Source organism: Pseudoxanthomonas putridarboris (genome assembly GCF_038321125.1).
Taxonomy (GTDB): Bacteria; Pseudomonadota; Gammaproteobacteria; order Xanthomonadales; family Xanthomonadaceae; genus Pseudoxanthomonas_A; species Pseudoxanthomonas_A putridarboris.
On sequence record NZ_JBBWWT010000009.1, the window covers coordinates 93,554 to 108,864 of the forward strand.

5 protein-coding genes are annotated in these 15,311 nt (G+C 68.5%); 1 reads left to right on the forward strand and 4 read right to left on the reverse strand.

Going from position 1 to position 15,311, the window contains the following annotated elements; translation table 11 throughout:
* Positions 1-849 precede the first annotated feature (849 nt).
* The 3 genes from AAD027_RS16175 to AAD027_RS16185 all read right to left on the reverse strand — a co-directional run bounded on the left by AAD027_RS16175 (position 850) and on the right by AAD027_RS16185 (position 13,610).
* A complete protein-coding gene (locus AAD027_RS16175) occupies positions 850-4,569 on the reverse strand; it encodes a TonB-dependent receptor (RefSeq protein WP_341727064.1) in 3,720 nt (1,239 codons plus the stop codon).
* A gap of 11 nt (positions 4,570-4,580) precedes the next feature.
* Positions 4,581-12,056 carry a DUF7933 domain-containing protein gene (locus AAD027_RS16180; RefSeq protein ID WP_341727065.1) on the reverse strand — a complete coding sequence of 2,492 codons (7,476 nt, stop codon included), beginning with the start codon at positions 12,054-12,056 and terminating at the stop codon, positions 4,581-4,583.
* Between the two features lie 384 nt (positions 12,057-12,440).
* On the reverse strand, positions 12,441-13,610 hold the full coding sequence (locus AAD027_RS16185) for a helix-turn-helix domain-containing protein (RefSeq protein WP_341727066.1): 1,170 nt from the start codon (positions 13,608-13,610) through the stop codon (positions 12,441-12,443).
* A gap of 473 nt (positions 13,611-14,083) precedes the next feature.
* Here AAD027_RS16185 and AAD027_RS16190 point away from each other — a divergent pair, with 473 nt between their 5' ends.
* Positions 14,084-14,857 (forward strand): SDR family oxidoreductase, encoded by a 774-nt coding sequence (locus AAD027_RS16190; RefSeq protein ID WP_341727067.1) that lies wholly within the window; start codon positions 14,084-14,086, stop codon positions 14,855-14,857.
* 145 nt (positions 14,858-15,002) lie between these two features.
* On the opposite strand, the gene AAD027_RS16195 is transcribed toward AAD027_RS16190, so the two are convergent.
* Positions 15,003-15,293, reverse strand: coding sequence for a hypothetical protein (locus AAD027_RS16195; RefSeq protein ID WP_341727068.1), 291 nt, complete (start codon positions 15,291-15,293; stop codon positions 15,003-15,005).
* Positions 15,294-15,311 lie beyond the last annotated feature (18 nt).

Genomic DNA, 15,311 nt, shown 5'->3' on the forward strand with positions numbered 1-15,311 from the left:
GGCTCATCGCTTCACGAAGAAGCACGCCGGGGACCTCATGGGTCCGGCCGTGTCGGACGTGATCGAGCGGATCCGGCGCGGTTTCCGGGTTCTGCCACACCGCGGTGACGAACCCGCCGGCGGCGCGGCGATGCGGAGAATCCCGCTGTTTCCCGGGGCGGGTCGTCAGAGCCTGTTCACGATCCCGAGCGGCGCGGCCGGCTCGAGCAGCGCGGCCGGTATTCGAGAAAAAAGACCCGTCATTCCGGCGGCTTTCAGCAGCCGAATGGCTGGTCAAGCCGGAACCCAGTGTCTTTAGCTCTTCGGAATGCTCGCGTCGACTCGATGAAAGTCGCTGGGTTCCGGCGTGCGCCGGAATGACGAACTCACTTTTTCGAGATCGTGAACAGGTTCCAGGAGCCACCCGGCGCAACGCATTTATCGTGGGCGGACAGGAGAAGCGGGGGCCGCGCCACCCGTTTTGTAGGAGCGCCCCATGGGCGCGATGCGGTTGCCGTGGGTGGACGGGAGAGGCAGGAGCATCGCGCCCATGGGGCGCTCCTACGGGTTTCCTTGGTTTTCGGGAGGGCCCGTCATTCCGGCGCAAGCCGGAACCCAGTGTCTTTAAGCTCTTCGGAATGCTCGCGTCGACTCGATGAAAGTCGCTGGGTTCCGGCGTGCGCCGGGATGACGGACTCACTTTTTCGAGATCGTGAACAGGTTCTCAGGTCGGCGGAGTGGCTTCCGGATCGCCAGGATCCTGCAACGCCTTTTCGATCGCAGACACCGGGCCGACAGCGACACGGCGCCTTGCGGCGCCGTGTCGTGTTGCTTCCCTGCGATTTTCCCGCTTGGCTTCCCTTCGCCGGCTCAGTAGCTGCCGACGAAGTTGAGGAACCAGCCGCGATGGTCGTAATCGTGGTCGGTCAGGTCGCTGGAGAAGTCGGTGAAGTTGTAACCCACGCCGACGCGGAAGTTGGGACCGATGGCCCGATCCACGCCCAGCAGCCAGCCGGTGCGGGTGCCGTCGTCGACATCGGTGTTCAACCAGCGGTACTCGGCCAGCGCATCCCATTTGAAGGGCAGGTGGTAGCGGGCCTGCAGGGCGGCGAACGTCGCCGCGCTGTCGTACCAGGGGCCGGTGCCGCGATCGACCCGCGCTTCGCCTTCCCGGCGCGCCAGCTTTCCGACGAATTCCCAGTGCTGGTCGGGCTGATAGGCGCCTTCCAGGGAAAACACCTGCGAACGCTGATCGGTGCCCGAATTGTCCTGGCCCAGGCTGCGCAGGTCGTACAGGTAGGTGTACTTGCCCAGCAGCGCCCAACGGGTGCTGTCGTGCGGACGCCAGGCGAAGCCCAGGTTGGCCTCGGTGAAGCGGGCGCTGGCCAACGGGTTGTACTCGTCGTCCGTATCGGCGTAGTTGATGCGCGCGGCGATGCGCCAGTCCTGGTTGATGCGGTACATCAGGCGGTTGACGCTGGCCCAGGTCTCGCGGCGTTCGGCGCCGGTGTCCTTCCGGTATTCCAGCCGGCTGGACCAGTCCACGTCGGCCGACCGGAAGCTGCCGCTGATGCTGGCGGCGTTGCGCTTGACCTCGCCCGCCGCGGCATCCAGTTCGCCGTTCTGCAGGGTGAAGCCGGTGCTCCAGCCGCGGCCCAGGGCGAAATCCATGCCGTAGGTGTGCGCGATGCCGGTTTCGCTGCCTTCCTTGAGCTGCTGGCTTTCGCTGTACAGGCTGACCTGGTTGCTGACACGCCAGCGCTGGCCGACGGTAAGGCCGGCCGGATCGTTGCCGCGGTTGTCGAACAGGCGCTCGCTGGTATCGGTGGACCAGGTATAGCGGCCATAGACGCTGTAGTCGTTGCTGACCTGGTAGTTCAGATCGACGCTGGTGCCGTCGCCGCGGTCGCCCCAGGTGTGTTCGGCGGCCAGCGTGGAACGGTCGCCGAACAGGTAGCGCGCGCCCAGCGTGTAGGCGTCGTTGTCGGCGTAGCGGCCATCGTCATCGTCCAGGGTGTGCTGGACGATGCCATAGAGCTCCAGCGACTCGGCGACGCGCCGAGTGTACTGCAGCGCCGCCAGCAGGCCGTCGGCGTCGCTGCCGACCACGCTTTCGCGCACGCGGCGGATCTCGCCGGTCAGGTTGTCGCGTTCGGTGATGTCCCAGTCGCCCAGGACCTGCAACTGCTCCAGCGCGGCGTTGCCCAGTTCGGCCTTGCTGGCGCGGCCCGCCAGGCGGAAGGTGTCGGTGATCTGACCGCTGAATTCCACGCCTTGCTCGGTCAAATCCTGGCCCGGGTCGCGTTGCACGCTGGAATAGCCATGGCCCAGCTCGCGCCACCAGCCGCCCACGGTCCAGTCGCGCGAGGTCCAGCCCAGTTCGCGGAAGTTGGCGCGCGCCTCGACGCTGAAGGCATCGCCTTCGCGTTGGGCGTCCAGTGCCGGATTGATCTGGGTGAAGCTGAGGCCGCCGTTGTCCGAATAGAACACCGAGGACTGCGTGGATTCGGTCTGCGCGTACTCCAGCTTCAGGTAGGTGCCGCGGCCGGCCTGCAGGGTGACGTCGCCACCGGCCAGGGTGTAGTCGTCGCCGCTGCGGCGTTCGTCCACGTAGGTCAGGCCCACGCCGAGGTGATCGCCGAACCACTGCTTGCCGCGTACGCCGGCGGTGACCTGGTCGGCCTCGAAACCGCTCGGGATGTATTCGTAGTCGGCCACCAGGCGCTGCTCGTAACCGGCCAGCGGACGGTCGCGGATGATCGAGACCTGGTTGATCTGGCTGAGCTGCGACAACGGTCGCGACAGGATGATGCGGCCCTGCAGCGCGTCGATCTCGTAGTCCACGCCGCTGACCAGCTGGATGCGGCTTTCGGCGCGGCCGGTGGTGCGGTCGCGCACCTCCAGCACGATCTTGTCCGAACCCGGCAGCAGGTCGGTGTGCTTGAGGTAGTACACGCTGCCGCCGGTGCCCAGCAGTTCGGTATGGCCCAATGCGGTCTGCGTCTCCGAGCCGAACACGCGCCACAGGCTCTTCGGATCGCCCCAGGCGTTGGCGCCTTCGCTGCGCCAGGCCAATGCGGCGCCGTACAGGCTGCGCGCGTACTGCGACAGCTCGGTGCCGGTCAGGCCGGTGTCGTAGTTGCCCCACAGCGCCTGGTTCCAGCCCCAGTCCATGCGCAGGTACAGCCGGCCCATGGTGTCGACGTCGCGGTAGGTGGTGGAGTCGTCGCCGTAGACCGGGTAGTACATGTCCGGGTCCAGGCGACGGAAGACGTCCTGCGGATCCTTGTCCAGGAAGCCGGTGAACAGGTCGCCGATCTCCTTCTCGCCGGTATCCGCCTGCGCGGTGAACAGGTACTTGTTGCGCGCCTTGGCCTTCAGGTAGAAAGCCAGGCGGCCATCGACCAGGAAGTCGTCGTAGCTGTCGTCGCCCAGTTCCAGCGCGGTACGGTTGCCGCCGCCCACCTTGCTGTCAGAGGCGGTCACGTCGGCCAGGCCCACGGCAAAGAAGTACTTGCCGGTGACGTCGATGGTCAGCGGATGGCGCACGGCCGGTTCGCCGGTGCCGTTGCCCAGCGCCAGCTCCAGCGTGTGCTGGCCCACCGGCAGCAGGAATTCGGCGACGAACTTGCGGTCCAGGTCCACCGGGTACGCCTGGCCATTGATCTCCAGCAACTGGTCGGCCGGGATGTCCTGGCCGAGCACGCGCACGCGCGAGCCCTGCAACGGGATGTTCTGCAGCCGCAGCTGGCTGTCGCCGAAGATGGTTTCCTCCACCCGCTTGGCCTGCGCCTGCTGGCCGGTCAGCAACGCGTCGGCGGTGCCGGCCAGGCCGCTGCTCAGCTGGGTCAGGTTGCGCGCGTGGTCGGCCGGCCGCATCAGCGCCAGCGTGCGCGGCTGGGTCTCGTCGAAGTGGCCCTGGGCATCGTAGGCGCGCAGCACGTACAGCAGTTCGTCGCCGACGCGCAGCGGGCGGCCGTCGGTGGTTGTGCCGTCCCAGGTGGCCTGGATGACGTTGCCGACCTGCGGCGCCAGCGTGGCCAGCGGCGATACCAGGTCGGTATCGGTGGCGCGATAGATCGACAGCTCCAGCCGATCGATGAACTTGGCGTAGTTGCTGTAGACGCTGAACTGCACCGGTTCGGACAGCTTGCCGTCCTGCACGGGAGCGCTGCTGCCGGCGCCGGCGTTGAGCACAGGCGTTACCAGGGCCGGATCCTCGATCGCCCAGATCATGCCGCCGTTGGGCAGGGTGTAGGCGAAGCGGCCCACCGCCTGCGCCACTTTCCTGCCGGCATCGCCGGCCTGCGGCGGCAGCGCCACGTCGACGCGGCGGTTGTCCTGCAGCGCGGCCGCCGAATCGCCGGCCGCGCGCGGCTGCCGCTTGCCCTCGGTGCGGATGCGCACGAGCGTCTGCGCGTCGCTGCAGCCGTCCTGGTCGCAGCTCACTTCGTCCTGCGCGGGCGCCTGCGCCCATGCGGCGGGAACGGTGGCCAGCAGGCCGCCGGTCAGCGCCATGCGCAGTGCGCGCGACAGCACGGTGGTCCGGGAAGCGCGCCCGGCGGCGCGCGGGGTGGTGTGGATGTTCATTGCGTGTTCCTTCACTGGCCGCGCCCCGATTCGTAGGGCGCTTCCGCGCTGGAGGGAGGCAGGTGCTGGACCCGTATCCGGTCCCGCTGCTCCGGCGTGAGATACGCGCGGATCGCGGCCAGTACGGCGTCGGCACGGCGTTGGCCCAGGGCCAGGTTGTAGGCGTCGGAGGCGCGCTTGTCGGTATGGCCGGTGATCACGAGTTCGCCGACCTTGCCCGTGTTCACCTCGGCGGCGATCTTGCGGATCACCGCGTCGTAGGCCGGCTTGACCGTGCTCTTGTCGGTGTCGAAGAACACCTCGCCGATGCCGATGCGCTGGCCGTAGGTCAATACCTCCGGACCATCGGTTTCGCCGCGGACGCTGACGTCCACCTTGCCGGCGAGATCGGACGGCAACTGCGCGAGCAGCGCTTCGTGCACGGCCTTGGCGCGGGCCAGCGCCAGTTCGGGGTCGCCGCCGAAGCCGGTGATGTCCACCGCGCCGCCGCCGTGCGTGCGCACCTGCGCGGCCATGTGCTCGATCACCTTGGCGTACTGCGGGCGGACCACGGCGCTGTTGGCCTCGAAGACCACCTCGCCCAGATCCATCCGCAGGTCGCGGGTGCCGCCTTCGATGACGTCCTCCGGCACCTTCACGCCGAAGTCGAAGCGCGCCATCACGCCCGGGGTCACGCGCTTCACGCGCGGGTTCTCGGTGGTGAACGTGCTGCCCCTCGGCAGGGTGGCGGTATCCACCTTCATGATGAAGTTGGAGCCGCGCGCGTAGTGGCTGGGGGTGACGCCTTCCAGGTGGAAGCGACCGTAGCCGTCGGTCTCGACCAGCAGGCCCTCGACCGTGCCGATGCGCACGCCCGGGATGCCGCGTTCGTCGATGCCGGCGTTGCTGACGATGTAGTCCACGCGGACTTCGCCGCCGTCGAGCGGAGTGACCTCGCGGCGCACGCGGATGTCCTGCGCGGTCAGGCCCCTGGCGGCGTCGCCGCTGCGTTCGATGCCGACGTTGCCGGCCGCATCCATGCGCAGCGTGGTGCCCTCGCCCGTGACCAGGGTGAAGCCATCGGCGAAGCGGGCTTCGCGCAGGCGCTGCGAGATGACGATGCGATGCGCGTCCTCGGCCTCGGCCACGCTGTTGCGGCCCGCCAGGGTGCCCAGTTTCAGGCCATGGTTGAGCGGCGCGCTGGCATCGGCCTGCGGCTGCGGACCCTGGCCTGCATCGACCGTGGTCGAACCGGCGACGTAAACCGATTCGTCGATGCCGCCCTTGGCCACGATGTCCGTCGCCTTGGCGCTGTCCTGCCAACCGTCGCCGTCGCGGTCGTTGAACACCGTGCCGATGATCAGCGACTGTTCCAGCAGCGGGTCGGCGGTGCTGACCACCGTGGCGCTGGCCTCGTTGCTGATCGGCACTTCGTTGGACAGCACCACCGCGGTGTTGGTGTGCGTGCCCGGCAGCGTACCGGCGCCCACCGCCATCAGATAGGTGATGGTGGCCGTCTGGCCGCTCGCCACATCGATCCCGTCGATGCGCATCGGATAGGTGGAGACGAGCGTGCCGCTGTGGTCGCCGTCGTTCACCCGCAGCGAACCGGGCACCAGGGTGAAGCCGTTCGGCGGCACGTCCTGCACGGTGGCGTCGACCACGTCGATCCCGCCGATGTTTTCCAGGGTCAGCGTGTACTGCACCAGGTCGCCCACCACCACGGTACGCACCGAAGCCTTCTTGCTCAGGCGCAGCAGGAAGTCCTGGGTGTATTCCAGGCTTTCCACGGCCTCGTTGGAACGCAGGCCCAGCGTGTCGGCGATGGTGTAGCGGATCGGCGTGGGGTTGTTGCCGAAGCCGGGCTCCGGAGTGAAGGTGATTTCGCCCGTGGCCGGGTTCACCGACCACGTGCCTTCGCCCGGCACGGCCAGCGGCTGGTTGGGGCCGGCGGTGCCGACGATCCACACGCTGGTCAGGTCCAGCGGCGCGGTGGCCGGCTGGTCGTTGCCGGGCGTGGCCAGGGTGACGGCCAGGCCGACCTGGTTGACGCCGCCGTCGTCGTCCACCGCCACCGGCGGACGCGCGACCGGCGTCTCCACGCAGGGCTGGGTGGCGCAGGCTTCGCCGTCCACGGTGGCGTTGTTGACGATACGGGTGAGGCCGGCCGGGAACGTCGCCGGCGCTTGCACCGTGACCGTCAGCGTCACGCTCTGGTCGGGTTCGATGCGCTCCACCGTCCAGTTGACCAGTCCGTTGGCGTGCGTGCCGCCGTTGTCGGCGCTCACGAAAGCGACATTGGGGTCCAGCGTATCCACCACCGGTACCTGCGTCGCCGCGGCGGTGCCGCTGTTGGTCACGGTGATGGCGTAGGTCAGCTGCTCGCCCGGCTCGACGATGCCGGCGTAGCCGCCGCCTTCGGCCGAGAGCACCTTGTCGAATTCCAGCACCGGACGGCCGACCGGCGTCTCCACGCACGGGGTTGCGGCACAGCCCTCGCCATTGACGGTGGCGTTGTTGGCGATGGTGGTCACGTCGTCCGGCAGCGGATCGTCCACCTGGAACACCACCGACAGCGTCACGCTGCTGTGGGCGGCGATGTCCAGCGTCCACTGCACCTGGTCGCCATTGAGCGTGCCGCCGTTGTCGGCGCTCACGAAGCTGGTGTTGGCCGGCACGACGTCCACCACCACCACGTTCGTGGCGTTGGCGCCGGACGTGTTGGCCACGGTGAGGGTATAGGTGAGCTGCTCGCCCGCTTCGGCCATGCCGGCGGTGGCGCCGCCGCTTTCGCCGGTCAGCGCCTTCTCGAGGGTGAACTCCGGCGTGGCCGCCGGCGTCTCCACGCAGGGCGTGGTGGCGCAGCCTTCGCCGTTGGCGGTGGCGCTGTTGGCGATCGCGGTGACGCCGGCCGGGATGGGATCGGCCACGCGGAACACCACGGTGCGCGTGATCGCGCCATTGGCCGGCACGTCGGCGGTCCATTCCACCTGGTTGCCGTTGAGCACGCCGCCGTCGCTGGCGCTGACGAAGCTGGTGTTCGCCGGTACGACGTCGACGATGGCGACGTCCGCCGCATCGATGCCCGCCGTGTTGGCGACCGTGATGGTGTAAGTGATCTCCTCGCCCGGTTCGGCGACGCCCGGGGTCGCGCCGCTCTCGGCCGTGACCGCCTTGGTCACGGTGAAGGCCGGTTCCACCGTCGGCGTTTCCACGCAGGGCGTGGTGGCGCAGCCCTCACCGTTGGCGGTGGCGCTGTTGGCGATCGCGGTGACACCGGCCGGGATCGGGTCGGCCACGCGGAACACCACGGTGCGCGTGATCGCGCCATTGGCCGGCACGTCGGCGGTCCATTCCACCTGGCTGCCGTTGAGCACGCCGCCGTCGCTGGCGCTGACGAAGCTGGTGTTCGCCGGCACGACGTCGACGATGGCGACGTCCGCCGCATCGATGCCCGCCGTGTTGGCGACGGTGATCGTGTAGGTGATCTCCTCGCCGGCTTCGGCGATGCCGTCAACCGCACCGCTCTCCGCCGTGACCGCCTTGGTCACGGTGAAGGCCGGCTCCACGGTCGGCGTTTCCACGCACGGATCCGTCGCACAGCCTTCGCCGTCCACCGTGGCGTTGTTGGCGATCGCGGCGACGCCGGCCGGGATCGGATCGGCCACGCGGAACACCACGGTCAGCACGACCTGGCTCTCGCCGGGCACGTCCACGCTCCACTCCACCTGGCCGCCGTTGAGCGCGCCGCCGTTGTCGGCGCTGACGAAGGTGGTGTGCTCGGGCACGATGTCGATCACCGGCACCGCGGTGGCGTCGGTGGTGCTGTCGTTGGTGATGGTGATGGTGTAGGTCAGCTCTTCGCCGGCCTGGGCGACGTTGTCGGCGGCGATGCTTTCGTTGGCCAGCGCCTTCACGAAGCTCAGCTCGGCCGGAACGATCACTTCCACCGTGTCTTCCGCGCCGAGGGTGTTGCAGGTGACGTTGCCGCCGTCGTTGCCGGTGGCGGCGGCGCTGCTGCCGGCCACCGGGGGATTGGCGGCCAGGTCGCAGGCCGGCAGGACGTTCGTGTAGGTGCCAACGGTGGTGGCGGTGACGTCCACGGTGATGTCGCAGGACGCGTTGCCGGCCAGGGTGCCGCCGCTCCAGGTCACCGAGGTGGCGCCGGCCGTGGCCGTCACCGTGCCGGTGCCGCAGGCGCCGGCCGTGACCAGGTTGACCGGATCGGCCAGGGTCATGCCCGCCGGCAGGTTGTCCACGAACACCACGTTGGTCAGCGGCGTGCCGCCGGTGGCCGGGTTGCGCACGCTCATGGTCAGCTGGGTGGTCCCGCCCGAGACGAAGCTGTCGTCGGCGAACGACTTGTCCACCTCCGGACCGTTGACCACGGTCAGGTCGTCGGTGGCGTCCACGGTGCGGATGCCGCCCTGGTCGCTGCTGACCTGGCCCGAAAGGATGGTGTTGGTCCAGGTGCCCGGCGTCAGCGAGGTGACCTGCACGCGGAAGCGGCAGCGCTCGTTGGCGCCCAGATTCAGGCCGGTGGCCTGGATGGTGTTGCTGCCCGGCGCGGCACTGACATTCAGGCCGGGGCAGGCATCCACCGGCGTGACCACCAGCGGGTCGGCCACCGTCACCTGGGTAGGCATGATGTCCTGGATGCTGATGCCGGTGGCCACGTCCGTGTTGGCGTTCAGCACTTCGAATTCCAGCTCGGACAGGCCGCCCACCGGGATGGTGTCGGGGACGAAGCGCTTGGTCACCCGCGTGTTGGGCAGCACCACCAGGGTGGCGCTGAACGCATTGGTGTTGACCGCGCCACCGGCGGACGTGACGTCGCCCACGGCGATGGTGTTGACCAGGTTGTCGCTGATCAGCGCGCGGACCGTGACCGTCACCGTGCACGCACTGATGGCGCCCGCGGGCGCGCCCGCGCCGGCAGAGCCGTAAAGCGCGCCGTTGCCCAGGCTGAAGCTGCCCGCGCCTGGCGTGGCCGTCACCGTGGCCGGCGCGCCGCCGGCGATGCCGTCCACCGTGCAGGTGGTGGTGGCATTGGCGGGGTCGGCCACCACCATGCCGGCCGGCATGGTGTCGGTCATGCCGATGCCGTTGATCAGCCAGGTGGCGGTGTTGGGATTGCTGATGGTGACGGTGAGCTGGGTGGTGTCGCCGCCATCGATGGTGGCCGGCGAGAACGTCTTGCTGACCGCCATGCCCACCGCGCGCACGTGGATGTTCGCGTCGGCATTGGCATTGTTGCTGACCGCGGCGCCGCCGATGATGCCGGTGACGGTGCCGGCGCCGATGCGGTTGAGGAAGCTGTGGTCGCCGTCCACCGTGTCGGTGGCCACCACGTCCACCGCGATTTCGCACAGGCCGGGCACGCCGCCCTCGGAGCCCGGCAGTACCGCGCCGCCGGCCAGCGTCACCGTGCTGCTGCCCGGCACGGCGGTGACCGTGCCGCCGCAGGTGTTGCCGATATTGGGCACGGGCGCCACGGTCACTTCGACCGAGCCGGCGGCGGCGACGGGCAGGTTGTCGGTCAACGACAGGTTGGTGATCGGATTGGCGTTGTTGCGGTTGCTCAGGCTGATGACCAGCCGCGACAGGCCGCCCGAGCTCACCACGCCGGGGGTGAACGCCTTGGTGACCGACAGCGGGCTGAGATAGGTGAAGTTGGTGGTGACGTGCCGGTTCAGGATGCCGCGGACGACGCCCGGCGCATCGGTGGCGCGGCGGGCGGCGCCCTGGTCGATGGGAATGGTGTTGACGTGGGTGCCGGGCACGTTGCCCAGCACGTCGAACTCCACCACGCAGGCCGGGTTGGGCCAGCCGGTGGTGGCGCCGTAGTAGCCGCCGCTCTGCGCCTGGATGGCGATGTTGCTCAGGGTGAAGCCGTTGCCGCCGCCCAGCGGCGTGGCCATGGGCGACGCGCCGCAATTCTGGAAGGTGAAGTTGCCCGCGACCGGCGCCATTACCACGTCGCTGGCATTGCCCTGCGTGGTATTGGGCTGGAAGGTGTCGGTGATCGTGTAGGCCACGATGTCCACGTTTTCCGGCGTCATCAGCTGCAATCGCCCGCGTACCACGGTGCCGGTGTCGACGTTGGTGGACAGGTAGCTCTTGGCCAGGCCGACGATGATCGCCTCGCCATTGCTGCGCAGGACCACGCCGGCGGTGCCTGGCGGGAAGGTGAAGTCGCCGCCGCCCACCAGGGTGCCGGTGCCCGGCTCGGTGATGTTCTCGGACCTGAAGTCGGGCGTCACGCTTTCGCTGGCACGCACGCGGATGCGCACCACGCAGCTTGCGTTGGGCGCGATGGTGCCGCCGCCCAGGCTGACGCTGGTGGCCAGCGCCGGCGCGGTGACGGTCCCGCCGCAGGTGTTCTCGGTGACCTGCGGTGCGAGTTCGGACACCACCAGGTCGATCACGCCGTTGGCGTTGGTGTCGGGGAAATGATCCGTGAGCGCCAGGTTCTCCACCACCGAACTGGTGTTGTTGGTGAAGCGCAGGGTCATGATGAACGGGTCGGGATAGAAGGCTTCCTCGACGCTGAAGCTCTTGACCAGCGTGACCGCGTTCTCCTGCACCGCGAGGTTGGCGGAAATCGCAGCGACATTGCTCAGGGCCGGATCGGAACCGGCGGTGATGGCGCCGGCGGGCAGGCGGTTGGTGTAGGTGCCCGCCGCAGTGGCGGTGAAGGTGACCGTGACGGTGCAGAACGCCTCGCCGGGAATGCTGCCGCCGCTCAGGCTGACCGTGCTGCCGCTGATGCCGGCGGTGCCGCCGCAGGTGTTGCTGGTGATGCCGGTGGGCACCAGGCTGCCGCCCGCCGGAGTCGAGGTGATGTTGCCGCCGCCCGCGGCCAGGTCGTCGGAAAACGCCACCCCGCTGATGTCGAAGACGTTGGCGTTGTTGATGCGGATGGTGAAGCTGCCGGTTTCGCCCAGCGCCATGGTGGTGGGCGCGAATGCCTTGGTACCGGTGAGCGGCACGACGCTGCTGCTCACCACGGTCAGGGTGCTGACGGCCGGATTCTCGTTGGCCGTGGGGTTGCCGTTGACCACGCCGGTGGCGCCGCCGCTGGGGATGGTGTTGTCGTAGCTGCCCACGGCCGGCGCGGTGATGTTGACCACCAGGGTGCAGGTGCTGGGACCGCTGCCCGTCGCCACCGGCACGGTGCCGCCGGTGAGCGTCAGCGATGCGCCCGGCGCGCTCAGCGTGCCGCCGCAACTGTTGCTGGCCACGCTGGTCCAGGTCACGCCCGCGGGGAAGTCGTCGGTGACGCCGACGCCGGTCTGCGGGCCGCTGGTGTCGGTGTTGTACAGGGTGATGATCATCTGCCCCGTGCCACCGGCCTCGATGACGGCAGGGTCGAATGCCTTGCTCACGCGCAGGGTGTTGCTTTGCGCCAGGGCCGGCGACACGCCAAGACCCAGCAAACCGATCCATAACAGACCGCACGAGGTGAGGAACAGCCGCTTGGCGCGGTCTCTGGCAAGGGATATCACAAAGGCACTTCCTGACTTGATGCTCGAGATACGGACGAGCTGGCAGGGCGCCATGGGACATTTGTCACAATCCATCTTGATCCAGCTCACACTCAGCCGGCCATGCGCGTCGTGCCGGTCCTCCTGCGAACGGCGTTCCGCGGAGTCCTCGCCGGCAGGCGCATTGCGCGCTCCGGACCAAGGCCTGTTGATGCTATCGGGACGGCCCTGGAACGTTTTTCGTATCGATGTCTACCCGCAATCGATGGTCCACCGTCGTCCCGGCGCAGGCCGGGACCCCGTGCCTTGGACCCGGACGACGGAAAGTCGCTAGGTCCCGGCCTGCGCCGGGACGACGGGGGCTGTCATGGCCCGGCACAGGCAATGCCCCGGGCAACAGCCTCACTACTTCGCGGCGCCCGGCCGGTCCGCGCGCGACTTTCCCCTGAACGCGATGGGACTCTCGCCCACCCTGAGCGAGAACTGGTCGCTCAGGTGGCTGTGGCTGGAGAAGCCGGTGTCTGCCGCGATGTCGGCGACGCTCATCTTCGTTTCCGACAACAACCGCTTGGCTTCCTCGATCCTCCGGTGGATCACGTACTGGGCCGGCGTCGTCCCGAAGGTGGCGCGGAATCGCGAGAGGAAGTGCGGCTGGCCAAGACCGGCCACGCGCGCCAGATCCGCGACCCTGATCCGGTCCGCGATGTTGCGCCGGATGTAGTCGTCGACGGCGAGCGCCTGCGTGGGGCCCAGCCCGCCATGGCCATGCCCGCCGCCCGGGCCGCCCCGCCTCCAGGTCGAGCGCAGCAGCGTCTCCAGCGGCGTGTCCGGGGCGTGCTCCCTGAAGCCCATGGCAAGCTCGATCACCGAGCATCCCATGCGCGAGGCCAGCATGCTTTCGGTGAGCGGCTCGCGCGCATGTTCGATCAGCCACCGGGCTTCCCTGACACGCCGCTTGTCCAGCCGCGATCGCCGATGCAGGTAGGCGCTGTAGTCGTGGGGATGCATCGTGACCAGGAGCGAAAGCGCGTGCTCCGTGAGGGACTGCATGGCGGATTCCGGGCACCACTGCATCCGGTACAGGCACTGCAGCCCGAAGGCCGCCTGTCTCCAGTGATGCAGCAGTTCCGCGGACATCGGCACCTGTTCGAAGACGGGGGGCGCCTCCAGCTCGGCGCCCAGCCATCGGCCGCAGTGCTCGGTCAATCGGTCCGCGTCGATATGGACCGACAGGTGGCCCAGGCGCTGGCCGCCCGTCACCCGGGATTCGCCCGTCACCGAGACGACTCCCCCGCTGCCGGGGCCGCAATGGAAGGCGTGGTCTCCTCTCCGGAACACGCCTTCCCCCTGGGTTCCCAGGACGACCAGATAGGCGCTGCGGGCGCCTTCGGAAACGAACTCGAACGGCGCGGTATGGAGGACGTCATAGACTCCGACCGCGCCGCGCTGGCTGCCGACGATGCTGGAGGATGCCTGGCGATCGGCCTCATGGAACCGGAACCGGTTGCCGGCATAGATGCGTTCCAGGCATCGCTGCACTTCGAGCGGATCGCTGCTGTGGAAATCCACGTTCATGCCGCCTTCCTCCCGACCTTGCCCGGCGGAGCCGCGTTTCCGGCCGCTCCGCCCGGACCGGCAAGCCCGCGCGTGATTTCCACGGGTGTCCGGGTTTCATTGCCGGGCTTCCTCCCGCACGCGGGCAAGGAGAAGCGACCCACCGCATGCCCACACCATATGCCGGATGCTTTTTTTCTTGAAGTCACATTAGTGATCCAGAAGCTTGCTCCCCGGTGCCCGGGTAGCCTCTCCGTCTCTCCGTGCCCTGTGCATCAGCAAGCGCGGAATGCCGTACGATTCAAGGACCGTCCGGACCGACCTTCCGACAGGTGCGATCCGCACGCTACACACCTCTCTTCCATAGCGGGTGCGCCGCGCGGTGATCCGCGATTGTCCAGGAAATCCGGATATTCCATCCCGTTTCCGCGGACTCGCTGGCCCGGGAAAGCCCCCCTGGATTTCGACTTCCCACAACGCTGGAGGATTCTTCAATGACCGACCATTCCATCAAGGGCAAGACGGTGCTGATCGCCGGCGGCGCCAAGAACCTGGGCGGCCTGCTGGCCACCGACCTGGCCCGGCACGGCGCCAAGGCCGTCGCCGTCCACTACAACAGCGCCTCCAGCAAGGCCGATGCCGACAAGACCGTCGCCGCCATCGAAGCGGCGGGCGCCAAGGCCGTCGCCCTGCAGGGCGACCTGACCACCGCCGCCGCGGTGGAAAAACTCTTCGCCGACACCATCGCCGCCGTGGGCCGCCCCGACATCGCCATCAACACCGTAGGCAAGGTACTGAAGAAGCCGATCGCGGAGATCAGCGAAGCCGAGTACGACGAGATGACCGCCGTCAACAGCAAGACCGCTTTCTTCTTCCTCAAGGAAGCCGGCAAGCAGCTCAACGACAACGGCAAGGTCTGCACCATCGTGACCTCGCTGCTGGGCGCGTTCACGCCGTTCTATTCGTCGTACGCGGGCACCAAGGCGCCGGTGGAGCATTTCACCCGCGCGGCCGCCAAGGAGTTCGGCGCGCGCGGCATCTCGGTCACGGCGGTGGGCCCGGGCCCGATGGACACGCCGTTCTTCTATCCGGCCGAAGGCGCCGACGCGGTGGCCTACCACAAGACCGCCGCCGCGCTGTCGCCGTTCAGCCCAACCGGCCTGACCCACATCGAGGACGTGGTGCCGTTCATCCGCCACCTGGTCAGCGACGGCTGGTGGGTCACCGGCCAGACCATCCTGATCAACGGCGGCTACACCACCAAGTAAGCCGGCGCCGCCGGTGCCCGGCAGGCACCGGCGGTTCCTTCCGGCCAGTTCCTGCGATGGGCCGCGGGAATGAATTTTCCGCACGGGCCGTGTACCGGACGCGGGACGGCGCGGACCACGCTCGCGCGAACGATGGCGCACGCCCTCAGGGTGTCCCCAGGAAGCGCAGATCCAGCGCGTGATTGAAGCGAACCCCGTCGCCGGCCTGCTCTTCCAGCCGGCGGATGTGGCATCGCAACCGTTCGATGGCCTGCTGCTCGTCCGGCGCATCCGCCAGTCCGGCGAGCCGGTCGATACCAACGGGTTGGGCCGGGTCGCGCGCCTGCGACAGCAACCGCCGCAGGCCGACCTTGCCGCCACGCGCCAGCTCGATGGCGCCCGACGGCAGCGTTGCCGCGATCCCGAGCGCACCGTCGCGCCAGCAGTAGATGAGCATGTCCCTTCCTCTCCGGAC